Raw genomic sequence first — 23,449 nt, 5'->3', positions numbered from 1 at the left:
GCTATCCAGGCTGGATACCATTTCTATGTTCGATGAATTGCCTGTCGATGTCAATATATCCCGGCTGATAATAAATGCGGACGCTCGGGCTTAAATCGTTGCGATGTCTGCTTTTTCCATTTGCCCGTTTCGCAACTTTTGGCATATGAACGACGTTTAATGAAGTAGTTTTGCACAACTAGATTAGACATAATGAGGAGCAATCTATGTTACGACAAGCAACTATTGCGGCGTTATCCGCGGTCATTGCCGTTTCGCTCGCCGGTCCCTCCGGATTGGCGCATGCGGAAGGAGAAACGGCAGCAGATACAATGGCTGCTGACGTCGCGGCGACAGCGGCGAAACAGTTCGATCAATGGATTATTATGCAGCAAAGCAGCAATATGTATGACAACGGCGGCAAGCTGTTTTTAGCAACACAGCCGACAACCGAGAAGAATGGCGTTACGTTTGTTGCCGCCCGTTCGCTCGGAAGAAGTTTAGGGCTAAGGATAAGCTATTTTTCGGCGACGAAAGAATATGAATTTATAGAAGCTGCGACAGGAATGAGGATTCGCTTTAAGCTCAACAGTTCGACTTATACGATGAATGGAGCGAAGGCGAGTGCAGGCGCGGCGGTATATGTGAAAAATGGCACTTTGATGGTTCCGCTGCGTTCCTTCGTTGCACCGTTTAAGTTTACGCTTAGCGTTAACCGTAATTTGAAGCAGATCGTCTTGACGCGAAGCGGTTCAATCGTGGTGCAGCCGCCTGCGCCTGTTCCGATAAATGAAGCGCCGAAAGCTGCCTTTACGACAGATAAAACGGAGTATTATGTTGGCGAACCGATCCGTTTTACCGATCTAAGCACCGACGATAAAGGCATTGTGAAGGCAGAATGGACGAATAGCAAAGATGTATTCTTTACTTCGGGCGAGCAGACGATATCGTTGAAGGTGACGGATAAAGAAGGGCTGACATCCGTTGCGACACGAACGATTACGATCCGCAATGAGGTCATGTACACGAAAGAGCAGTATGATCTGCGCTTTACGCCTGTTGGCGACAAGTTTGCGATTCAATCGGCAAACGTACTTAAGCTTCCGGTACATACTTATGAGATTGAAGAAACGGGGCAGCAGACGCTTATTCGCGCTAACAGCCCCGAAACGATAGGGGAGGAAGGCGTTTACTACAGCGATACCGTATCGGGCAACGTCCGTTTCCTCATTCATAATCAGAACAACCGGACCTCGCCGGTTCGTATATATATCGTTGCAACTAACGAGAATGCGGACGGCACGCCAGTGACCATTACGACTGGCAAAATCGGGATCGGCGGGCCTTCGACATACGTATCCGCCACCGGCAAAATGGCGCTTGCCAGATATTTGGAATCTTCTCCGCAAGGAAATACGATTGTATTGCCGGCAGGCGAAAGCCGGACAACGCTTGCGCCTGTCAGCGATGCCGTTCTGGCGACAGGCAAAGTTATTACGGCACATGCGGACTTGTATGCTTCGTCAGCGGTTCGGCTGTCCGTCATTGTTGTTGATGCGGACAAGGACCCTATTGCTTCTATGCCGCTGTTGCCCGCATTGCCTTGGGACGAAAAGCATGCCCGAGGCACGTTCGAGCATGGCGACCGTTCGATCACGATCTCGGAGCCGCTCGGCGCAACAGCGTCGCGGATGGTGCTCGGCGACCAAACGTATGATAAGTATCAGCAAGGGTATGACGCGTTATCCGGTTTTGCCCAGCAGAATAGCGGCAACTACGGCGTTAATTATAAGCTTGTACTGCAGCGCGTGCAGCCGAACACGCTTATCGCGTTGAATGCAAGAGGAGGACATTACGGCGGGGCATTTCTTGTGAACGGGAAGCTGACGTATATGACGAATGCGAACATTTTGAGCAATGCGGGAGAGGCGGGCGTCCTGTACCGTACCGGCAATACGGAGGAAACGGTGACGATTGAATTCTCGCCGGCGTCGGGCAGCAATTTGCCGATTAATATGCTGTTCTTACCATTGAATTAGCACTATTCTGACCGGACAATCGCAGATTGTCCGGTTTTCTTATGTGGAAGGAATCGAGACGCAGGTGAGGGGAGCAACCATAGGTGGATGCTTTATTAGACTCAAATGAGTTTAATAATAGGCAAAGCGCGGTGTGCAGAACATTTTTAGTTCCATATGGAACTAAAACACGAGAATAGCCTAGTATCAAAGAGTTTGGCTGGCGGTGTTAGGCACAAATGAGCTTAATAAGCGTATTGCGTAAGTGTTCAGAACGTTTTTAATCGCAAAAGGAACTAAAACAGATGAACCTAACGAAGTCAGACGGCATCAAAAGGGTTGCATATCTATTTTTATAGATATATAATGACGGCTATGGAACCTTTACTCATTTACAAAGCGTTATCGAATGAAACGAGGATGCAAATTTTGGAATGGCTGCGCGATCCGGCGAAGCATTTGGGCTATTTAGCCATGAACAGCGAGCTGCCGCTCAAATGCGATTTGCAGAACGGCGTTTGCGTCGGCTTCATTCAGGAGAAATCAGGTCTTGCACAATCGGTCATTTCAAGCTACTTGAAGACGCTGCAGAAAGCCGGGCTGCTCGAATCGAAGCGGGTTGGACAGTGGACGTATTACCGCAGAAACGAAGAAAACATTCGGAAGTTTTGCGAATACGTCAATCGTGAGTTGTAAAAAATAAACGGCCGAAATCACCTCATCTAGAGGAGAACCGTTTATTTTTTATACTTTATTAATCTATTTATTCAGATATATGTATAAAAGAAACAAAGGAGCATTCAACGATGACTACTTCAAACGCAACTGTAAAAAAGCAACTTGGCACCGTTCCGCTGTCCGTTCTGGATCTTGCCCCTGTCGTGATCGGCGCAACGGCGGCCGACGCTCTGCGCAACAGTCTCGATCTGGCGCAGCATACGGAAAAATGGGGCTTCAACCGGTATTGGCTCGCCGAGCATCATAATATGCCGGGTATTGCCAGCTCGGCAACAGCGGTTGTTATCGGCCATATTGCCGGCGGTACGTCGACAATTCGCGTCGGGTCGGGTGGCATTATGCTGCCGAACCACTCGCCGCTCGTCATCGCCGAACAATTTGGCACGCTGGAATCTTTGTACCCGGGCCGAATCGATCTTGGACTCGGCCGTGCTCCGGGCAGCGATCGGTTGACAGCGATGGCGCTGCGCAGAGACTTGAGCCATGGCGAAAATTTTTCTGACCAATTGGATGAGCTGTTTCACTATTTCAGCGAAGCCGCTCCTGGACAGCAGGTTCGAGCGGTACCGGGAGAGGGACTGAACATCCCGATCTGGCTGCTCGGTTCCAGTGACTTCAGCGCAAGATTGGCCGGTCAGCTCGGCTTGCCGTTTGCGTTTGCCAGCCATTTTTCGCCGGACTATACGCTTCCTGCCTTGCATGCTTACCATAGCAGCTTCGTTCCGTCGCCTTTTCTGGATAAGCCGTATACGATGGTCGGGGTTAACGCAATTGCTGCGGATACAGACGAACGAGCGGCATATCTTGCCTCGTCGATGCAGCAGCAATTTTTAAATATCATCCGAGGAGGCGCGCCAAGCCAGATCAAGCCGCCGGTTGATATGGAGACGGTTTGGAGCGAGTATGAGAAGGCTGCCGTTCAAAAGACGCTTCGTTCCAGCATTACAGGCAGTCCAGATACGTTCCGGGTGAAGATGAACAAATTTATCGCCAAAACGCAAGCTGACGAGGTCATTATCAACTCCACCGTTTTCGACCATCAAGAGCGTCTGCGCTCGTATGAGATCATCGGACAAATGGCTAAAGGAAGCTAGTTCATGAATAGAGCTGTGCCGCAGCGTTATTCGAATTCATCCTATGGAGTCGATCGACTTGTCGTCCTCAGACGGACGGACTTTCTCGACATTAAAAAGAAAACGATGCCTTGAGGCATCGTTTTCTTTTTGTTTCTACTTGGATATTTGCGAAGCAGGTTCGCAATCTCCTAAAACAAGCTTAGTTTTTTGCATGTCTAGCTTAGTTTCTGCCATCGATGCAAAGCATGAGGACTTCTATAATCAAATTATTGCGTATAGGTAAATGCAGCGCGGTAATCGGTTGGCGTAAAGCTCGTCTCCTTGCGGAAAAACTTTGTAAAATGTCCCGTTTCCTTAAAGCCGGTTCTGTCGGCAATTTCCTTAATGCTAAGCGATGTAGTTGTTAACAGCTGTTTAGCATGGTCCGCTCGTTTGCGGTTGACATACTTAAGCGGCGGCATGCCGAAATGTTTCTTGAAATAGGAGATGAAATAGTTTGGATGCAAGTGGACGGCCTCGGCCATCTGCTCCACGCTAATTCCGCAATCCAGCCGGGACTCGACGAACCGTTGAATAATGCCGAGCCGGTTCATCTCTTCCGAACGGTGCTGCATCACGCTAATTGGGACGAGATCAAGGAAGGCGGCAACGATATCTAGCAGCATTTGTTTTTCCCGCAATCTCGCGAAAAAGCTGTCTTTGGAGTGGAAGTGGCCGATCATTTCGGTAAATTTGCGATTCATGCCTTCAACATCTTCGATATCGATGCAAAGCGGAACGTGAATCCATTGGAACAGATCAAACGGGCCGACCATGACGTTGAAATGGCACCAATTTTTTAGAAATGGCTTTCTCCCCTCGATAGGGGAAAAAGAGTGCCGGGAATTGGCGGGAACGAGCAGCATCTGACCGGGCTTTGGCCGGTAGTCTTCGCCGTCAATTCGGATCCAGCCGGCTCCTTCCGTAATGAAATACAGCTTATTGAACGGCGCGACAGTGTCCGTCTCGCCCCAGTTTACGGTTACTTGGGTTTGATACGCGGCATGAAGCGTCAGCTGCAGGGATTGCAATAGTTCGTAAAAAGCATGATCGCGAGAATTTGGCGTCACATTCATTAGGTTCATAACTCCAAATCGATTTGATTTTTACCCTATCATAAGGCAAAACGAAACGATTATAAAGCGAAAGGAGTGAGCGTTATGACGGTCGTTCATACAACAACAAACAATAGCAGCCGGCTTTGGTATAAAACGCATGCGAAAAAATGGGAGGAGGCTTTACCCGTTGGCAATGGCAAGCTTGGCGGGATGGTTTTCGGCGATCCTGAACAGGAGCGTATTGCGCTGAATGAGGACAGCGTCTGGTACGGGGGGCCGCGTGACCGCAACAATCCGGATGCGCTGCCTAACTTGCCGGAAATCCGCCGGCTGCTTAGCGAAGGGCGGCTGAAAGAAGCGGAAGAGCTCGCTGCCATGGCGTTATCAGGCATTCCCGAGTCTCAGCGGCACTATATGCCGTTAGGCGATTTGCGGCTTGCATTCCGTTACGATGAAGCCGATGCGAAGCTTGGCGTCCATCGCTATGAGCGAAGCCTCGATTTGATCGATGGCGTCGCCTCCGTACATTACGATGTAGGACATACGAGGTACGAGAGAGAAACGTTCGCTAGCTTTCCCGATCAAGCGATCATTACCCGCATCGCATCGGATCGCCCGGGCGGCGTCTCGTTTTCTGCAAGATTGACCCGCGGAAACAATCGATATTACGAGCAAATCGTCAAAGCGAATGAAAAGACGATCGTAATGCGCGGCAGCTGCGGCGGTGTTGGCGGATCCGATTTCCGCGCGGCTTTGCAAGTGGAAGCTGAAGGCGGTTCGGTACGCATAGTCGGCGAGCATCTGGTCGTGGATAAAGCGGATCGAGTAACGTTAGTGCTTACTTCAGCGACATCTTTCCGTCATGCCGATCCGGAGAGCGAAACGCTCCATCAAGCGAAGCAAGCCGCGTCCATCCCTTATGAGCAGTTAAAAGAACGGCATATCGCCGACTTTCGTTCCTTGTCAACACGGGTATCTCTCAAATTAAGCAGCCGCGATTCTGATCGCTCAGATCTAGATCAGCTGTCTACAGATGAACGGCTCAAGCGGATTCAAGACGGCGGAGACGACCCGGCATTTATAGCGCTTTATTATGAGTTCGGACGCTATTTGCTCATTTCAAGCAGCCGGCCGGGCTCGCTGGCCGCCAACTTGCAGGGCATCTGGAATGAACATTTCCTGCCGCCATGGGACAGCAAATATACGATCAACATTAATGCGCAGATGAATTATTGGTGCGCGGAATCGGCTAATCTTGCAGAATGCCACGAGCCGCTGTTTGAGCTGATCGAACGGATGCGTGAACCGGGCGCCCGCACAGCGAAAATGATGTATGGCTGTGAAGGTTTTGTTGCCCATCACAATACGGATATTTGGGGCGATACGGCTCCGCAGGATATATGGCTGCCGGCCTCTTATTGGCCGATGGGAGCGGCTTGGCTCTGTCTTCATTTATGGGAGCATTATGAATACGGGCTGGATCGGGATTTTCTCGCTCGGGCATATCCGACATTGAAGGAAGCAGCGGCGTTTTTCGTCGATTTCCTCGTTGAAACGGAGAACGGTTTCGTCGTCACAAGCCCTTCCGTTTCGCCGGAAAATATTTACCGGCTGCCGAACGGAGAGACAGGCGCGCTTTGCATCGGTCCGTCGATGGACAGCCAGATTTTGTTTGAGCTGTTCACAGCTTGTATTGAAGCGGCAAATACGCTTGATGCCGATCCGGAGCTTCGCATCACTTGGCAAAGCTTGAAGGAACGGCTTCCTCAGCCGGCGATCGGCAAAAACGGCCAAATTCAAGAATGGATGGAGGATTACGAGGAGACGGAGCTGGGGCATCGGCATATTTCGCATCTATTTGCGCTATATCCGGGCAAAAGATTTACGGTAAGAGAGACGCCGGAACTGGCTTTGGCATCGCGAGTAACACTGGAGCGGCGTCTTTCCAATGGCGGCGGCCATACGGGCTGGAGCCGGGCTTGGATCATTAACTTCTGGGCTCGTCTCGAGGATGCGGAGAAGGCCCATGACAATGTGCATGCGCTGTTGTCGCACTCCACACTGCCTAATCTGTTTGACAATCACCCGCCGTTTCAAATCGACGGAAACTTCGGCGGCGCTGCCGGTATTACCGAGATTCTGCTTCAAAGCCATACGGGCGAAATTCATTTGCTCCCCGCCTTGCCGAATGCTTGGGAAAATGGCGAGCTGACAGGCGTAAGGGCCAGAGGCGGTTATGAGGTCAGCATGCGCTGGTCGGAAGGCAAGTTGATGGAAGCGGAGATACATTCCGCCATCGATCAAGTGTGCAAGCTTCGAGTCGCGGCAGATGTGAAAATTGTCGATCAGGAAGGGAATGCCGTGGAAGTTTCGATACAGCAAGATGGAGCAGTACAATGGAAGGCACGTGCAAGCATCGTTTATCGTGTAATTGCTATCTAGCAGCAGAGCATTGAAATTAAAAAAGCTGAGCCAAAATTTGGCCCAGCTTTTTGTTATTCTGATTAGCGCAGGTTCGGAATATCAACGATCGGATCGGCTTCAGCCTCATAATCGACGCCTTCCGTTTCAAAGCCGAACAGTTGGAAAAACTCGCGGCGGTAGCCTTCAAGGTCGGAAAGCTCGTATACGTTTTCTGTAGCTAGATTAGCCCACAATTGTGTAACTTCAGCTTGTACATCGGCGCGCATTTCCCAATCGTCGACGCGAATGAGCCCTTTCGCATCAACTGCTGTTTCGCCTCCGCCATAGAGACGCTCGGAGAACAGGCGGTACATTTGCTCGATGCAGCCCTCGTGAATGCCTTTTTCTTTCATCACTTTATAAAGAGCGGAAATGTAAAGCGGTACGACCGGAATCGCGGAGCTCGATTGCGTAACGAGCGCTTTGTTAACCGATACGTACGCGCGGCCGCCCGCTGTGCCAAGCTGCTTGTTCAGCCGCTGTGCCGTAGCTTCCAGATCGTTTTTCGCAGCGCCGATTGTGCCTTCGCGATATACGGCATGCGTAATTTCCGGTCCGATGTACGAGTAAGCGACCGTTGTCGCTGTTTCAGCGAGAACGCCTGCTTGCTGCAGCTCATCGATCCACATTTGCCAGTCTTCGCCGCCCATGACGGCAATCGTTTGACGGAGCTCATCCTCTGTAGCCGGTTCAATAACGGCCGTCGTTACTTCGCCCGAATGGAAGTTAACGGTTTTGTTTGTATAGGTTTCGCCCAGCGGTTTAATAACCGAGGAGAAAGTCTCGCCCGTTTTCGGATGCGTGCGGCGAGGCGAAGCAACGCTGTACACAACCAGGTCGATTTGGCCCAGCTCGGTGCGGATCAGGTCGATCGTTTTCGCTTTAATCTCGTCGGAGAAAGCATCGCCAACGATGCTGAACGATTTCACGCCGGCTTCCTGCGCCGCTTGCTCGAATGCAGCGGAGTTATACCAGCCTGCAGAAGCGGTGCGTGCGCCTTCTGCCGCTTTGTCGAAATAAACGCCAACCGTATTAGCGCCTGAAGCGAAGGAGGATACGATGCGGGAAGCAAGACCGTAACCGGTCGATGCGCCGACGACGAGCACATTTTTCGGTCCGGTAATTGCCGGCTGCGATTTTACATAATCGATTTGACGCTGTACTTGCAGCGCGCAGCCTTCCGGATGTGCTGTCGTGCAAATAAATCCGCGTGTTTTCGGTTGAATGATCATATGGGAGATTCCTTTCTGAAATGAAATTTTGATTTCGTATGTAAACGCTTGATGAGGACAACTCTATCCCATTTTACCGATTTTTACTGTTAAAGGGAAGTAAGGCGAACGTTCTGCAAACAAAATAATAGGGCTGCTCCCTTGAAGCGGAACATTCCGCTGCGGGACAGCCCTTGAGCTGCTTATGTTGTTGTGTTCTGCCAATTGCTGCTGTGCTCCTAAGTATGGCGTATCGCTGTTATCTGCGTCCTGTAAGCTGTTGTTCTGCGATTTGAACGAGCCGTTTTGTAATGGAACCGCCGATGGAGCCCATGTCGCGAGTCGTCATGTTGCCGTAGTAGCCGTCAGCAGGAAGCTGAATGCCAAGCTCTTGGGCAATTTCGAATTTCATTTGCTCCAATGCGGCGCGCGCTCCTGGAACAAGCAATTGATTTTGACTTTTTGCCATCTCTTCTCGACCTCCTTCTTGCTGTTAATATGCGTCGTCTCAAAAAGTATTATTCGTTAAATGGACCTTAATTTACCGCCGAAAATCCGCGCATAGCCATGTTAAAATTAGAGCATAGGGGAGGTGCTCGTCGCGATGTTTATGGAACCGATGCTGATGGTGCGGCGCGAACATATTTTTGACGATTCGAACTACATATTCGAACCGATGCTGGACGGCCAGCGATTGCAAATCAGTTTCATCGATAACAAAGCCCGGCTGTTCACGCGGCATCAGTATGAAGTTACGAGCCAGTACCCAGAACTGCTGAACGTCCCGCTGCATAAGCCGGCGGACGTTGTGCTGGACGGAGAAGTGGTATATGTTAATCCAGCGACAGGCGAGGTGCAATTCGATACGTTAATTGAACGTTACAGAATGACTAAAGCGCCGCGAATTCGCGATGCGGTTAAAACGATGCCGCTTCGTTTTTTTGTTTTTGACGTGCTTTACTATAATGGGACGGATTTGCGCGATCGTCCTTTGTTGGAGCGGAAGCAGCTGCTGGGTGAAATATTGCAGAACAATGACGTTTACCGAAAGCTTCCTTTCATCGAGAAAGAAGGCGGCAAAATGTTCGAGATCGTTCGCCAGCTCAAGCTTGAAGGCGTTGCGTGCAAAGAGAAGAACAGCGTATATACGGAAGGAAGAAGCGACGATTGGGTGAAGGTGCTCCATTATCAGTTTGCCGAGCTGTCGATTGTCGGTTGGCGTAAAAGTGCGCCGGGCTGGCTTGTTCAGCATCCGTTAGGCGGGCATGATGTCATGGTCGACCATGGGATCGACAGGCTAACGGACAAGAGGCTTCAAGCCTTAACAGAGCCGATAGCCGAAGAGCGGGATATCGTTCGCGTTGCGCCGGGACTATCCGCTAGCATTAAATATGCATATCTAATGAAGGACGGACGTTTGAAGGGTGCGGAACTTATAAAGCTTATAACTCATACATCTAATAACGAAATAACCGATAATTCGGCAAAACCTTTAAGGCTCCTGCAAGCCTGACCGGTTGCTTGCCGACTGTGCTGCTGCGCCGCTGCCCGTTTGGGCCGTTGCGCAGCTTTCTTTTTTTCGCGAAACGTGACTTTTATGTGGTCAAATTGCGCAAACTGTTCCTAAACCGACAGCAAGGAGATGGCTGCGATGAGAGATAAATTGGATAAGGCACTATCGCTTGGAATCGGGATGGCGGTAGCCGGCAAGGAACAAGTAGAGAAGTTTGTAGGCGAATGGACAAGAAAAGGGGAGGAGGCCAAGTCGGAGTCCTCGGCTTATATGGATCGACTGGTGCAAAAAGGCGACGATGCGAGAAAGCAGCTGGAGACGGCTGTTCGTGACAAAGTACAGTCTTTCGTTGGCGACCGCTCCTACGCAGACCAAGAAGAAATCAACCGGTTAGAGCGCCGTTTGGAGGCTCTGGAACGCCGCGAATTCGCGGATAGCTGAGGCTGCTTCTATGAGTGTTGTCAGCAAGCTTCGCCGCTTGAAGCGTTATCGGGAAATCGGGCTTGCTTTCGTACGGAACGGATTCGGTTATATCGCGAAAGATTTGGGTCTTCCCGAAATGATATTGGCGCGCGGAAACACGGAGCATCAGCCGCGCAGAAGAACATTTGGCGAACGGCTGCGTTCGCTGCTGGAAGAGCTTGGTCCCACATTCGTTAAACTGGGCCAATTAGCAAGCACGAGGCCGGATTTATTTCCGGCAAGCGTTATTGCGGAGCTGGAAAGGCTGCAGGATCATGTGGCGCCGTTCGCTTATGCTGAAGCCGTAAATATTATTGAGGAAGAGCTAGGTGCGCCAATAGGCGTGCTTTTTGCTTCTTTTGAAGAGGAACCGATTGCGTCTGCTTCGATCGGGCAAGTCTATCGGGCCGTTCTTCATGACGGAACCTCTGTCGCTGTCAAAGTGCAGCGGCCGCACATCGACCGGCAAATTGCAACCGATCTTGGCATATTATCAGAATTAGCCGGTCTTGCGGAAAACCGGCTGGAAATTGCCAAGCAATACCGGGTGCGAGACATGATCGAACAATTGGCATCGGCGATACGCCATGAGCTGGATTACAGCCAAGAAGCGCGGAATGCGGAACGATTTGCGGCATATGCCGGAAAAGTCGGCGGCATCCGCATTCCTGTCGTATTTCGGGGCCATTCGTCGGCGAAAGTTTTGACGATGGAATACATACGCGGCATACGTCTGTCCGACCGGGAAAAGCTGGAGGAGGCAGGCTACAATCGAAAGGCGATCGCTGAAAAATACGCGCTTTCGATTTTGCAGCAGGTGCTGATCGACGGTTTTTTTCATGGCGATCCGCATCCCGGCAATGTTCTGGTGCTCCCCGAAGGGGCGTTGGCTTTTCTTGATTTCGGCATGGTGGGCAGGCTTCCGCCGGAGCGAAAGCGTTATTTTGCCTCGCTCGTAATCGCTTTGCGCAATCAAAGCACGAGCGGCGTTATTCGGGCGATTTCTGGCATGGGTTTCATTCCTGAACAGACCGACATAGACGTACTGCGGGCCGATGTTGAGGAGCTCCGCGATAAATATTACAACGTGCCTCTCAGCCAGCTGCGAATAAGCGAAATGGTAAATGATCTGTTTGCGCTTGCTCGGCGCCATCAGTTTAACATCCCTTCAGAGCTGACGCTGCTTGGCAAAACCTTTCTGACCATGGAAGGCGTTGTTACCTCGCTTGATCCCTCATTCAGCGTCGTAGACGTTGCCGAGCCGATCGGCCGTAAGCTGTTTAAAAATCGTTTCAATATCCGCAATCTATCGAAGAAGTGGCTGGAGGAGCTGCCCGAATATGCTTCTATTGCCGCCGAGGTTCCGGTTAGTTTGCGCAAGCTGCTGGGCTCCTTGCAAAAGGGGAAATTCGGGCTGGAAATTACCGTCCCCGAGCTTGGCGAGTTTTTGCGCAAAATGGACCAAATCAGCAACCGGCTCTCCCTAAGCATCGTGCTTCTATCGTTTAGCATCATCATGGTCGGCTTGATTATCGGCTCGTCGCTGCGTCATCAAAATACGGTGCTATGGAATATACCGGCGATTGAAATCGGCTTTGGCATAGCGGCATTGCTGTTTATTTGGCTCATTTATGCCATTTTTCGCTCGGGCCGATTTTGAGGGGTTGACAAAACGGGCATCCTGTAACTATTATAGTTACATGTAGTGCACACGATTTAATTCATTTATGGAGGATGATGATGATGAAAATAGCAGTAATCGGCGCAAGCGGCAAAGCAGGCAGCAATATTGTGAAAGAAGCATTGGATAGAGGCCATGAAGTAACGGCAATCGTCCGCGACGCTTCAAAAGCTGCAGGAAGCGGCGCAGCCGTTATTGAGAAGGACGTGTTTGCTCTGACGGCGGACGATTTGAATCCGTTCGATGCAGTTGTCAATGCGTTCGCCGCGCCATTTGGCCAAGAGCATTTGCATGTCGATGCGGGCAATGTACTCATTCAAGCGCTCGAGAAAGGGAACGGCCATCCGCGTTTGATCGTGGTTGGCGGCGCAGGCAGCCTTTACGTCGACCCTGACAAAACGACTCGCGTGATCGATACGCCGGGATTCCCGGACTTCGTTAAACCGACGGCGGCAAACCAAGGCAAAAACTTGGAGATTCTCCGCGGAAGCAGCATCAAATGGACGTTTGTAAGCCCGTCGGCAGAGTTCGCGCTTGGCAAAAGAACGGGCAGCTATATGAAAGGAACAGAATTTTTGCTTGTGAACAGCAAAGGTCACAGCTACGTCAGTTATGAGGATTATGCGATTGCTATTGTAGACGAAATCGAAAATCCGCAGCATTTGAACGAACGGTTTACTGTCGCTTCGGAAAAAGAGTAATGGAAAAAGCGTCGTCCCCCGGCTTAGCGGGACGGCGCTTTTTGTTGCTGGTGGGCCCGTCGTCGGTCCCGAGCGAACCTGATTCGCAAAAAAGCGAACCGATTTTCGCTAATGGAGCTCATAACGCCACCGTTCCACATCATTAACGAACCGGATTGCGCAATTAACGAACTCAGGTTCACGGATAGCGTAAATCGGTTCGCAGGCGGTTGAAGTCTGCTCCACACTAACTGGAATAGCGAACTTTGTTTCGCAATAAAGCGAAACAGGTTCGCTAATGCGGCTCCCTCTGCGGCCAGTACCTAATTGCTCGTCCAAGTGATGATTTCTAACTGCCTTTCGATCCGTTAGAGCTGCTGCTGGAACGTGAAATCTGAACTGTAACGGCTCGCCGTTCCGTTAGGAATGTCGCTTCTTATCTAAAAGAAGCCTCTAATTACCCTCTCGGCGATTCCTAACTGCCTTTCGATCCGTTAGAGCTGCTGATGCAACGTGAAGTCGCACGTGTAACGGCCTGCCGTTCCGTTGGGAGAGATGGAGGCTGGGATGCTTCGCAAAAGAACAAAACAGCGAGCCTGCTTCGCATAATTACGAAGCAGGCTCGCTGTTTGTTCGGTCGAGTTTGCTTTATCGTTTACAGCCGTTTCCGCTTGTAGAGAGCGATAAAGGCTGCGGAAGCGAGCAGCAGGATGGCTGCGATGCCTGCAGTTGCCGCTTCTTTGGCGCTGCCTTGTGGCTGGGCCGTTTGGTTGCCAAAGCCGCCGAAGCCGCCGCCAGGTCCGCCTTGCATACCGCCGCCGCCAAATCCGCCAGGCCCGCCCTGGAAGTCGCCCTCCGGAGGCGCCATCCCGCCGAAATTGCCCTCAGGCGGAACCATGCCCTCTGGCATTTGCCGCCCGCCTTGTCCGCCCTGAACGGCATTGTCGTCTTGAGCAGGTACGCCGTTCTGCGCATTTGGCGCTGTATCGCTGCCCTGTTCAGCCGCGCCGCCTTGCGTAGCCGGCGCCGGGCTGCCGGCGTCAGCTTGGCCTTCCGCCGCAGCAGCGGCTAACACGACATTGCCGTTCTGCGACGCATCAAATGCCGCCGCGCCATTGCCGCTGCCTTGTCCGCCTTGCGGAGCGGCGCCGCCCATATTGCCGCCACGGCCGACCTGGGCGCCGTTTTGTCCTTGTCCGCCGCGGTTGCCGCCGCCCATTCCCATACCGCCCATACCGCCCATACCGCCAAAGCCGCCCATACTACCGCTGCCAGAGCCGTCCCCGGAGGATGGGGAAGAGCCGTCCAATTGCTTGGCGATGCTCTCCGTTTGCGTCTTATTAAAGGAGATGACTTGAGTTACGCCTTCTTCATACTGTTCATAAGTATAGAACGATGAAGGATCGTTTTTCACGTAGTCCGATATGAGCGCTTTTAACTCTTCCGTCCGTTCGGCAAAGCTTTCTTCGGAAAGGTAGCCTTCAAGCATATCGGAAATGATTTGATGATATTTCTCTTTGTATTCGTCCACTGCCAGCAGCTTCGCAATTAACGGCCGATCAGCCAATGCGCCGGACGTAGGTTCGTCAATTAAGATGCCGGAACCGCCAAAGCCGCCAAAGCTCATGTTATAGTCCCATGGCAGAACAGAGAATATGCCATCGTCCTCGTACAAGTAGTAATTGTGCTTCAACTGAGACAAATAGCTGTCCGAATTGCCTGCAACCGTATTTAGAGCAATAAATTTCAACGCTTCCTCTACATCAAGCACGCTTTCATAATCGGTGCCGTTGTTCAGCTCATCGAGCATATCGAGCAGAACGCCGCCGTTGTCCGATTCTGATTTCAGCGTGAGTCCGGCATAGGAGTCCAACGTCTCCAGCCAGTTCAACTCGCTGCCGTTGCCGCCGTTCGCTTTGTACAGCGCGCCGTAAGCGTTGCCGAAGTTGCGTTCGAGGTAGGCATCGCCGATTTGCTCTACTGCGAGGTAGAATCCCCAAAGCTCACCGTTTACATAAACGTTCACATATGAAAATTTAGGCGTTGGCAGACCCATTGAGTCAGCCAGCTCGTAGCTCAAAAACTCCCGCATGTAGGATGCGTCGCTGTAATTATTGTTGAGATTGATTTTGCTGATGCCGCCCAGCTGCTGATTGACATATTCGTCAAACGAAATTTTGAAGCTGTACCGGTCGGAGTCAGACATTTGGACAACGCTTCGCAAACTGAGATTGCCTTTTGTCCGTATGCCGACATTATCGAATTTTTGTCCGTTGTATTCGACAGATGCAGGCTTCATTTCCTCAGCGCTTGCATTATCGAGCATATCTTGGAACTCATCCTCGTCGATCGTAATTTTGACATCGACCACTTTATCTTTTGGAAATACCGTTTCGTCTAAAAACTGCTCCTCCTTCGACGTCGAACCGGTTACAGTAGCTGAAGCCGTTTGAACGCCCGCCGCATCCGAAGCGCCGCCTGCGGTTTCCCCTCCCGAAGAAACCGTCTGCGACGAGCATCCGGACAATGCCGCTACGATGAGGATGGAGCAAAGGCTAAGAAAGGCGACACCTTTCTTTGCTTTCATAACTATCACCATCCGATCGTTAGGATACATAATCTCCGCTATAGCTGATGAGTACTGCATTTTTTACTCCGGCAAGACCGGAAAGCTGATTGATGAAATGGCCTTCCTGCTCGCGAAGACGCACTTCAAGCGTCATCTCGATATTGCCGCCGGCAACCGTTTTTTGCTTGACGTTGTAGCGTTTCACCATTTTGTTGACATGGTCGTGGACTGCTTTTTCACTTGCGTCGCTGTCACAGTTCACAACCAGCAGGTAAGGCGTTTCGACTGTGCCGCCTTTTACGAAGAAGAACAAGATAAGGCCTACGATGACCGAGCCGATAATGGCAAGCGAGTAGAAGCCAGCGCCCGAAACGATGCCTGCTGCGGCTGCCCAGAACAGGAAGATGAGGTCAGTCGGATCTTTGATCGGCGTTCTGAAACGAACGATCGACAGGGCACCGACCATACCGAGCGACAGCACAAGGTTAGAGTTGACGGCGAGAATGACCATTGCCGTAACCATGGTCATGCCGATCAGCGAGACGTTGAAGCTTTTGGAATAAAGAACGCCGCTGAAAATCCGTTTATACAGCGTGTAGATGAAAAAGCCGATGAGAAATGCAACGCCAAGTGAAATAAGCATTTTGGCGATGTTGATGTCGGATGTGAAATTGTCGATCACCGAATTTTTCAGCATGTCCGTAAAGCTTGTTGCGGTAGTGTCCGCGGTTTGAGTTGTTGTCTCCATATTTTAAAAATCCTCCCATGTGTTGTATTTCAAAAATTTGCGGCAAATGACGTATTTCGAAGCCGATTGCCGATTCAGTCCTTGCAGCTGCAGCGCAGTCTGAATGTAAGCTGGAATATACTCGTCGAACTTGACTTCCAAAATGATTAAATTCTCGTCGATCGCCCGCACTGGATCCAATTTCGGATCGAAAATGTCGGTAGCATGCAGTCCGGTCCGCAGCTCCTTGTCGAATGTAATGCGGACGTTGCCGTTCTCGCACACATAAGGCTCGCGGACATAATCGACAATGACTTTCGGCCGCAGAAGCTTATGCTTCATTTCGTTGTACAGCTCCATCATTAGCGGCTTGTCCGGCATGTTCAGCACCTCGTAATCGCCTGCCATTATGCGGTCGTACATGCCGCGAGTAAGCGACTCCTTCAATTTGGCGATATAATCGCGGTATTTAATTTTTTTCTCAAAATGGATCACGTTGTCCTGAACGTTATAGATTCGAATCCGGTATTTGGAACGGTCGCGTATGCCGCCGAGCTTTTCGTGAAGCGCTTTGTTTCCGATGTCGTCGAAATAGAGGCTGCGAATATGGTACTCGCCGTTTGGGCCGACATTTTTATCTTGATTCATTAAATTTTTTAATCGTTGCTTTATTGTGAAATATTGATGATGATTAATAAAAAACTTCAGCTCATGCCGATACTTCAAATTTGTGTTCATCGTTACACCTCATTTCTAGTTCAACTAATCTGCATCATGTGCTGCTTACAAATGCTATTGTAAATGTCTTTACTGATTCTTAACTTAACGCTGGCTGAAAGTACGCTGAATGTAATTTGACTTCACAATCCACTCGCATTTATGGTAAATTTAGATGCTTACATAGCAAGTTTTGCTTCGCAAAACTAAGCTGATGCTTACGAAGCAAGTTTTGCTTCGCAAAACTTTTAGGAGGCGACGAAATGTTAATAAATCGTAAAATTATAACGTTTGGGATCGCCGCCGTCTGCTTGGCGCTAGCGGGAGCAATCATCTGGCTGGAAAATGCCGATGCAGTGAAGGCCGATAAACCGATAAGCATCGTCACAACTATAAAAAGCGATCCGGCAACATCGCGCGCCTTTACTTGGCATACGAGATGGGCGGGCTTGGAAACCGTCGTTCAACTCGTTAAAGGCAACGAGCCGACCTTTGAGAACAGCAATGAAGTGCTGATGTTTTACGGCCAATCGAGCGAGGTTAGAATCGAGAAAGGCAGCATACGCGGCGTTCATCGCGCGGAGGCGACAGGGCTAAAGCCCGGTACGGAGTATACTTACCGGGTTGGCGACGGGAAAGAGGGCGGATGGAGCAAGGCGGCGACTTTCCGAACCGCGTCGGCCTTATCTGCCAATGAGGCTGTAACTTTTATCAATGTGACCGATTCGCAAGGAACGACGCGTCATGACTTCAAGCTTTGGGGAAACACGCTGAATAAAGCGTTTCAATTATTTCCCGATGCGGCGTTTATCGTTCATAACGGCGATTTAACAGAGGACCCGATTAGAGAAGAAAGCTGGACCGCATTTTTTGAGCAGCCGCAAAAATGGCTAACCAGCGTTCCGCTCATGCCTGTCACAGGCAACCATGATGAAGTCGACGGGGATTCGTCGATCTTCTCTTCCCACTTCAACGTCCCGGCGAACGGTGCGGAAGGCTCGAACGAAGGGACAACCTATTCGTTTGATTACGGCAATGTGCATTTTGTCATGCTGAATACAGAATCGAATATAAAGGGACAAACGGAGTGGCTGAGACAAAATTTGTCCAGGAGCGACAAGCAGTGGACGATCGTCTCGATCCATCGCGGAGCATATGGCGGCAACATGTACAAAAAAATTAAGGAGTGGGTAAAAATATTTGACGAGTACGGCGTCGATCTTGTGCTTCAAGGGCATAATCACGAGTATTCTCGCTCATTTCCATTAAGAGGCGGCGACATTGTAAGGGACGGCGAAGGGACGGTATATGTCACGACAAATGCATCCGGGCCGAAATTGAATGAGAAGAAAGAGGATCAATTTTACCATCGGGCGCATTTTCAGAAGGGGAAGCCGATGTTTGCCGGCATTACGGTCAAAGACGATACGTTGAGCTTTAAAGCCTATGACATCGACGGGGGACTGTTGGATCAATTTACATTAAAACATTAAAACGTTTAAAAGCGATCTTTATGCGGATGGAGCTTCGCATAAGGATCGCTTTTTGTTGGAGCCGGCACTTCATTCTAGTTAGCGTGTGCAAGGGATGCGGACGAGGAATACGGCGCCGCTTGTGCCATTGTTATATGCTTCGATTGACCCGTTATGGGCGTCGACGATTGATTTCGATATGGAAAGACCAAGGCCGGCGCCGCCGGCTTTGCGCGTACGCGATGATTCGCTGCGGTAAAACCGTTCGAACAGATGAGGCAAATGCTCGGGCGGAATTCCTGGGCCATTGTCGGCAATCGTTAGCTGGACGCTTTCGCGATCAGCCGTATATCGCAGGGCAACTTCAATGGAGCCGCTCTGCTCATCCGTATGCTGTACGGCGTTTAGAAACAGATTTAGCACAATTTGCTTGAGCTGGTCAGGCTGGCAAACGGCCGATACAGGCTCCGCCAACTCCAGCTTGACGGCACGGCTGCCGGCAAGGATGTGGAGCTGCGGCTCCATTTCTTGCAGCAAAGAGTCAAGCTGGACGGATGACAGCTTTAGCTCGGGAGCTTGGTCGAGCTTGGCAAGCGTAAGCAAATCTTCAACGAGCTTGTTGATGCGGCGCGATTCCGTCTGCATGCTGCCAAGCGCACGCTTTAGCTGCTCGGGATTGTCGGCAGCGCCGCGCAGCAAAACTTCCAGAAAGCCTTGAATGGAAGTGAGCGGCGTTCGCAGCTCGTGCGAAGCGTCGGCAATAAAGCGGCGCATCCTCTCAGTCGTTCTTCTCTCCGACTCAAAGGAGTCGTCAAGCCGCTCGAGCATGCCGTTGAACGCAACGGCCAGCTGATCGATTTCCTGTTGTCCCTGGTGCTCAGGCAGCCTGTCCGTCAAGTTTCCCGCATCTGTACGGCCTACGGCATCGACAATTCGCGATAACGGATGAAGCGCTTTGCGAAGTATCGGCATGTAGAGCGATAGTCCCCCGGCTAGCGCGAGCACGGACAATCCGGCAAAAATAGCAAGCTGCGTCAGCAGCACTTGCTTAAGGGAGCTCGTTTCCGTTCCAGCTTGGGAAATGCCGTTCGGGTTATTCGGCATGCCTGCCTGCTTAAATACGAGGAGCTGTTCCACGCCTTCGCTGTTATTGGCAATTTCATAGCTCAACCGGTCATTGCGGCTGCGAAGTTTTTGACGAATACGTTCATATTGCGCTTTGGAAAGCTGTGGCGCTGACGTACCGTTCGCCGGAGACAGGTCGTAAACGTTCCCTTCGTTATCGACAAACGCGAGCGACATGCCCGGCTGATACAAATTAGGCGCTTGCGGCGGGGGGAACCTATAAGTGTCTGAGGCATTGTCCGCTCCGTCAGGTCCGAAGTCCGATGGGACGCTGAATTTGCGAAACGCGGCATCCTCCATAGGGCCGGCATCATACCCGCTGTGCCCAAACCAGTCTCGCGGCATGGACATGAGCTGCGCTTGAAGCGATTCGGCTTTATTTTTATAAATGAAGTCCTTCATTAATACATATTGCAGCGCGCCGACCATAAGAAAGAGAACAGCCATGACGAGCAAGGTTCTCCGCAGCAGCTCAAGCTTCAACGAGCCGGAGCGCGGCTTTCTTCCGTCTTTGGATGTCTTTGAACGATCCTTTCTCATGGCAGATCCAGCCGGTAGCCGGCTCCCCGCAGCGTGCGAATAAGCCGGTGCTCCTTGTCATTGAGCTTATCGCGCAGCGAACGGATGTAAACCTCTACAATGTTGTCTTCGCCGCCAAATTGATAGCCCCAAACTTTCTCCAATATAAACGGCTTGCTGACGACGACGCCATTATGTATGACGAGAAATTTCAGCAGCTCATACTCGGTTGGCGAAAGCTCGAGAATTTGATTATCGTAAGAAAGCTCCTTGCGCCGATCGTCGATTCGGAACGGGCCGTACGCCGCGTCGCCAAGCAAGTATGGAAACTGGTTGCGCAGCCTGGCTTGAATGCGCGCAAGCAGCTCTTCGAAACTGAAAGGCTTTACGACATAGTCGTCTGCGCCAATCGTCAGCCCTCGTATGCGGTCTTCAACCTCATCTTTAGCCGTTAGCATGATTACAGCGACTTGATCGCCGCCTTTGCGCAGCTCCTCGCATACCTCAAAGCCGTTTCGTTCGGGCATCATCACATCGAGAATCGCCACATGCGGTTTGAAATGCTGCGCCATTCGAATCGCTTCGGCTCCATCGGCCGCCGTCTGAACCGCAAAGCCTTCGCCCAACAGGCCAAGCTCCAGAAACTGGATAATGCTCGGTTCGTCATCGGCAATTAATATTTTAATCCCATTGCTTGACTTGGAAGACACTCGTCATTTCTCCTCTGTAATGAACTAGATCGTAATGGATTCACCAGGCTCGAGCACTTGTCCCTTGAGGCCGTTCGACTTCAGTTGTTGAACAAAAAGCTCTGCATCCTGACGAATAATCGGAAAAGAGTTGTAGTGCATCGGAATCGTGAGCTTGGCGCCAAACCATTCCGCAGCTTGAAGCGCATCGCCTGGCCCCATTGTGAAATGGTCGCCGATCGGAATAAAGGCAACGTCAATCGGATGGCGTTCTCCGATCATCTTCATATCGCTGAACAGCGCCGTGTCGCCGGCATGCAAAATCGTTTTGCCTTCGGAGAATACGATATATCCGGCAGGCATGCCGCCGTATATGATCCGTTGCTCTTCAGCGATCGTAATGCCCGAACTGTGAAAAGCTTGGATCATTTTGACTTTTGCAAAGCCAAGATCGAGCGTTCCGCCGATATTCATGCCGACCGTTTCGAGACCCTTCCAGGACATATAGGAAGCAAGCTCGACATTGGCGATAACAGAAGCGTTGTTTGCTCGAGCAATAGGCTCAGCGTCGAGAATGTGGTCCGTATGAGCGTGCGTAAGCAAAATATGGCTTACTTTAATATCTTCAGGTTTGGAGACGGCTAACGGATTGCCTCGCAAGAATGGGTCAACGACGAGCGAGTTGCCGCCGTCAGTCAATTGAATGCATGAATGGCCGTGAAACGTTATTTTCATATTAATTATTTCTCCTCGAAGTCGATTGGGGTAATCCGGGATTAAGATTTGGAAACGAGCTTGATCCGAATGCTCGACGGGTCGGTCGTGTATGCGGTGCCATCGCTTTCTTCAACGGCTGTGCCTTTGCTGCGTAAATGAGCGATGGCTTTAGCCAGTTCATGCGCATCCGGGTACTGGATTGTAAAGTAAGCGAGTCCGGTATCGTTTGGTTGAGCGGCGGGCGCGCCTGCGCCAGCCCATATGTTTAAGCCGATGTGGTGATGATAACCGCCTGCAGAAACAAATAACGCGCGCATTTGCGCATAGTCGCCAACGATGTCGAAGCCTAACTGATCGGTGTAAAATGCTCGAGATTCTGCAAGGCCGACAGTGTGGAAGTGAACGTGGCCGATTATCGTGCCGGAAGGCAGTATTGGCGAAGTATCGCTGCCTGCGGCGTCCAGCAAGCCGTCCCAATCGATCGGATCGGATGCCATCACGTAGTCACCGTTGGCGTCTCTTCTCCAGTCGGAGCGGGGGCGATCCGCGTAAAGCTCGATGCCGTTATTGTCGGGATCGGATATGTATAGCGCCTCGCTGACGAGATGATCGGCTTGTCCGATCGGAATTTCTGCGGCGATTAGCCGTTTAAGCGTCTGGCCGAGCGCTTCGCGCGTCGGGAGCAATAGTGCAAAATGATAAAGGCCCGCAGTCCTTCTGCGCTGCGGTGCAACGACTGCATTTGGAATCTGCTCAAGGAGGACGAGCGGTTCCGATTCGTGGACGGACAAGGTTGCCGAATATGCCGTACGTTCCGTTACGGTTAATCCGACCACTTTTTCATAAAAAGCGATGGAACGGTCGAGCTCGCTGATTTTCAGTTTTACTGCGCCTAAAGCGGTATCTTGGTGAAGTCGATAGGACATTGAGCAGACCCTCCTCAAGTTTGTTTCTATGATTCTATTCTAATATAAAATGACGGAGGAGATACATAGTCCGACATTTAAAAAGTCCGCTTATGATCACATAGGCGTGATTCCATAAGCGGACTTTTTGATTTGGAATAAATGAGCTTATTTAATGAGTCCAGCGTAGCGCAGACCGTTTCGGATGCCGCCTTCGCTGACATGCGTCGTAATGTAGTTGGCGAACGGCTTCAGTTCTTCGTGCGAGTTGCCCATTGCGACGCCAAGGCCGACTGCTTCGAGCATTTCTTTATCGTTTAGACCGTCGCCGAAGGCGATCGCTTCTTCCGAGGCGATGCCGAGCTCTTTCAGCAGCGCTTCGATGCCAAGCGCCTTGGAGCCGTCGCTGTTCAAAACGTCCATAGCCGTTTTGTGCCAGCGGATAAGACGCAATTCCGGCACAGCGCCTTCATAGAGATGCTCTTCTTCTTCCGTGCAGTGGAGGAACACTTGATAGACGTCTTCGGACTTCCAGAAATCAGGGTCGTAGCCAGGCAGATCGACCCGCAGCGACTTAACCGAATCCAACATGTGCGGATGATCTTCTGTGTTTGCATAAAAAGCCGCATGGCCTTCGAACACCAGCTTGTGTCCGTGTTTGTCTGCATGGCTGACAAACGATTCCAGGCTTGCGCGCGGAATCGGACGTTTGTAAATCGGCTTGCCTTTATATTGAACGTATGCGCCGTTCAGGCTGACGTAGGAATCGATGCCGAGCTTTTCAGCGATTGGGGCAAAAAAGTAAGGCGCGCGGCCGGTAGCGATTACAGCTTCAACGCCGTTTGCTTGAAGCTCGCGGATCGCTTCGATCGTGTCCTGCGGAATTTGTTTTTCTTCGTCAAGAAGAGTGCCGTCGATATCAAAGAAAGCTATTTTATAAGTCATCTTGAAATCTCCTGTTCTGTTCAAGTGCTGCAAATCTCCAAAAAGTTTTGTGCCGCACATGCTTGTTTTGTCGTACTATACCATCTAAAATGCGGATTAGGCAAGGCTGGAGCGGCATTTTCACTAACATTTAACACTATTCTCTG

General features: G+C 51.0%; 20 protein-coding genes. 9 read left to right on the top strand and 11 right to left on the bottom strand.

Annotation, left to right across the window (positions count from 1 at the left end; genetic code table 11):
* The first annotated feature begins 206 nt into the window (after window positions 1-206).
* The 3 genes from GOM71_RS13420 to GOM71_RS13410 all read left to right on the top strand — a co-directional run bounded on the left by GOM71_RS13420 (window position 207) and on the right by GOM71_RS13410 (window position 3,829).
* Window positions 207-2,018 (top strand): stalk domain-containing protein, encoded by a 1,812-nt coding sequence (locus GOM71_RS13420; RefSeq protein ID WP_156281877.1) that lies wholly within the window; start codon window positions 207-209, stop codon window positions 2,016-2,018.
* A gap of 354 nt (window positions 2,019-2,372) precedes the next feature.
* Complete coding sequence (locus tag GOM71_RS13415; RefSeq protein ID WP_156281875.1) at window positions 2,373-2,693, top strand: ArsR/SmtB family transcription factor; 321 nt, start codon at window positions 2,373-2,375, stop codon at window positions 2,691-2,693.
* Between the two features lie 110 nt (window positions 2,694-2,803).
* Window positions 2,804-3,829 (top strand): LLM class flavin-dependent oxidoreductase, encoded by a 1,026-nt coding sequence (locus GOM71_RS13410; protein WP_156281873.1) that lies wholly within the window; start codon window positions 2,804-2,806, stop codon window positions 3,827-3,829.
* Between the two features lie 248 nt (window positions 3,830-4,077).
* On the opposite strand, the gene GOM71_RS13405 is transcribed toward GOM71_RS13410, so the two are convergent.
* On the bottom strand, window positions 4,078-4,926 hold the full coding sequence (locus tag GOM71_RS13405; RefSeq protein ID WP_173275590.1) for a helix-turn-helix domain-containing protein: 849 nt from the start codon (window positions 4,924-4,926) through the stop codon (window positions 4,078-4,080).
* 84 nt (window positions 4,927-5,010) lie between these two features.
* Here GOM71_RS13405 and GOM71_RS13400 point away from each other — a divergent pair, with 84 nt between their 5' ends.
* Entirely contained in the window at window positions 5,011-7,350 is a 2,340-nt protein-coding gene (locus GOM71_RS13400; RefSeq protein WP_156281869.1) for a glycoside hydrolase family 95 protein, read from the top strand.
* A gap of 62 nt (window positions 7,351-7,412) precedes the next feature.
* Here GOM71_RS13400 and fabV read toward each other — a convergent pair whose 3' ends face one another.
* Complete coding sequence (fabV, locus tag GOM71_RS13395) at window positions 7,413-8,603, bottom strand: enoyl-ACP reductase FabV (protein WP_156281867.1); 1,191 nt, start codon at window positions 8,601-8,603, stop codon at window positions 7,413-7,415.
* A 238-nt stretch (window positions 8,604-8,841) separates the two neighbouring features.
* Window positions 8,842-9,051 (bottom strand): alpha/beta-type small acid-soluble spore protein, encoded by a 210-nt coding sequence (locus GOM71_RS13390; protein WP_156281865.1) that lies wholly within the window; start codon window positions 9,049-9,051, stop codon window positions 8,842-8,844.
* A 135-nt stretch (window positions 9,052-9,186) separates the two neighbouring features.
* Between GOM71_RS13390 and GOM71_RS13385 the strand changes: the two genes are divergently transcribed.
* The 4 genes from GOM71_RS13385 to GOM71_RS13370 all read left to right on the top strand — a co-directional run bounded on the left by GOM71_RS13385 (window position 9,187) and on the right by GOM71_RS13370 (window position 12,939).
* On the top strand, window positions 9,187-10,095 hold the full coding sequence (locus GOM71_RS13385; protein ID WP_156281863.1) for an ATP-dependent DNA ligase: 909 nt from the start codon (window positions 9,187-9,189) through the stop codon (window positions 10,093-10,095).
* A 138-nt stretch (window positions 10,096-10,233) separates the two neighbouring features.
* Window positions 10,234-10,536: a phasin family protein gene (locus GOM71_RS13380; protein WP_156281861.1), complete on the top strand. Its 303-nt coding sequence runs from the start codon at window positions 10,234-10,236 to the stop codon at window positions 10,534-10,536.
* 10 nt (window positions 10,537-10,546) lie between these two features.
* Window positions 10,547-12,217, top strand: coding sequence for an ABC1 kinase family protein (locus GOM71_RS13375; protein ID WP_156281859.1), 1,671 nt, complete (start codon window positions 10,547-10,549; stop codon window positions 12,215-12,217).
* A gap of 83 nt (window positions 12,218-12,300) precedes the next feature.
* A complete protein-coding gene (locus tag GOM71_RS13370) occupies window positions 12,301-12,939 on the top strand; it encodes an NAD(P)-dependent oxidoreductase (protein ID WP_156281857.1) in 639 nt (212 codons plus the stop codon).
* Window positions 12,940-13,573: 634 nt separating this feature from the next.
* Here the strand turns inward: GOM71_RS13370 and GOM71_RS13365 are convergent.
* Genes GOM71_RS13365 through GOM71_RS13355 form a run of 3 tightly spaced genes read right to left on the bottom strand, consistent with a single transcriptional unit; the run spans window position 13,574 to window position 16,952 of the window.
* Window positions 13,574-15,505 carry a CotH kinase family protein gene (locus GOM71_RS13365; protein ID WP_156281855.1) on the bottom strand — a complete coding sequence of 644 codons (1,932 nt, stop codon included), beginning with the start codon at window positions 15,503-15,505 and terminating at the stop codon, window positions 13,574-13,576.
* A gap of 19 nt (window positions 15,506-15,524) precedes the next feature.
* Window positions 15,525-16,235 (bottom strand): DUF4956 domain-containing protein, encoded by a 711-nt coding sequence (locus GOM71_RS13360; RefSeq protein ID WP_156281853.1) that lies wholly within the window; start codon window positions 16,233-16,235, stop codon window positions 15,525-15,527.
* Window positions 16,236-16,238: 3 nt separating this feature from the next.
* Window positions 16,239-16,952, bottom strand: a complete 714-nt coding sequence (locus tag GOM71_RS13355) for a polyphosphate polymerase domain-containing protein (RefSeq protein WP_156281851.1) — start codon at window positions 16,950-16,952, stop codon at window positions 16,239-16,241.
* A gap of 242 nt (window positions 16,953-17,194) precedes the next feature.
* Here GOM71_RS13355 and GOM71_RS13350 point away from each other — a divergent pair, with 242 nt between their 5' ends.
* Entirely contained in the window at window positions 17,195-18,424 is a 1,230-nt protein-coding gene (locus GOM71_RS13350; RefSeq protein ID WP_156281849.1) for a purple acid phosphatase family protein, read from the top strand.
* A gap of 78 nt (window positions 18,425-18,502) precedes the next feature.
* Here the strand turns inward: GOM71_RS13350 and GOM71_RS13345 are convergent, their stop codons facing one another.
* The 5 genes from GOM71_RS13345 to GOM71_RS13325 form a co-directional block, all read right to left on the bottom strand.
* A complete protein-coding gene (locus GOM71_RS13345; RefSeq protein ID WP_156281847.1) occupies window positions 18,503-20,068 on the bottom strand; it encodes a sensor histidine kinase in 1,566 nt (521 codons plus the stop codon).
* Window positions 20,065-20,757 carry a response regulator transcription factor gene (locus GOM71_RS13340; protein ID WP_367649598.1) on the bottom strand — a complete coding sequence of 231 codons (693 nt, stop codon included), beginning with the start codon at window positions 20,755-20,757 and terminating at the stop codon, window positions 20,065-20,067. Before GOM71_RS13340 ends, GOM71_RS13345 begins: the two co-directional genes overlap by 4 nt.
* 24 nt (window positions 20,758-20,781) lie before the next feature.
* On the bottom strand, window positions 20,782-21,471 hold the full coding sequence (locus GOM71_RS13335; protein WP_156281845.1) for a metal-dependent hydrolase: 690 nt from the start codon (window positions 21,469-21,471) through the stop codon (window positions 20,782-20,784).
* A gap of 41 nt (window positions 21,472-21,512) precedes the next feature.
* Window positions 21,513-22,379 (bottom strand): VOC family protein, encoded by an 867-nt coding sequence (locus GOM71_RS13330; RefSeq protein ID WP_156281843.1) that lies wholly within the window; start codon window positions 22,377-22,379, stop codon window positions 21,513-21,515.
* A 147-nt stretch (window positions 22,380-22,526) separates the two neighbouring features.
* A complete protein-coding gene (locus GOM71_RS13325; RefSeq protein WP_156281841.1) occupies window positions 22,527-23,303 on the bottom strand; it encodes a Cof-type HAD-IIB family hydrolase in 777 nt (258 codons plus the stop codon).
* Window positions 23,304-23,449: the final 146 nt, after the last annotated feature.

The sequence above is a fragment of the Paenibacillus sp. NEAU-GSW1 genome (genome assembly GCF_009737085.1).
Taxonomy (GTDB): domain Bacteria; phylum Bacillota; class Bacilli; order Paenibacillales; family Paenibacillaceae; genus Pristimantibacillus.
Note: the sequence above shows the minus strand (reverse complement) of the source record. Positions and strands in the feature narration are given on the sequence as shown.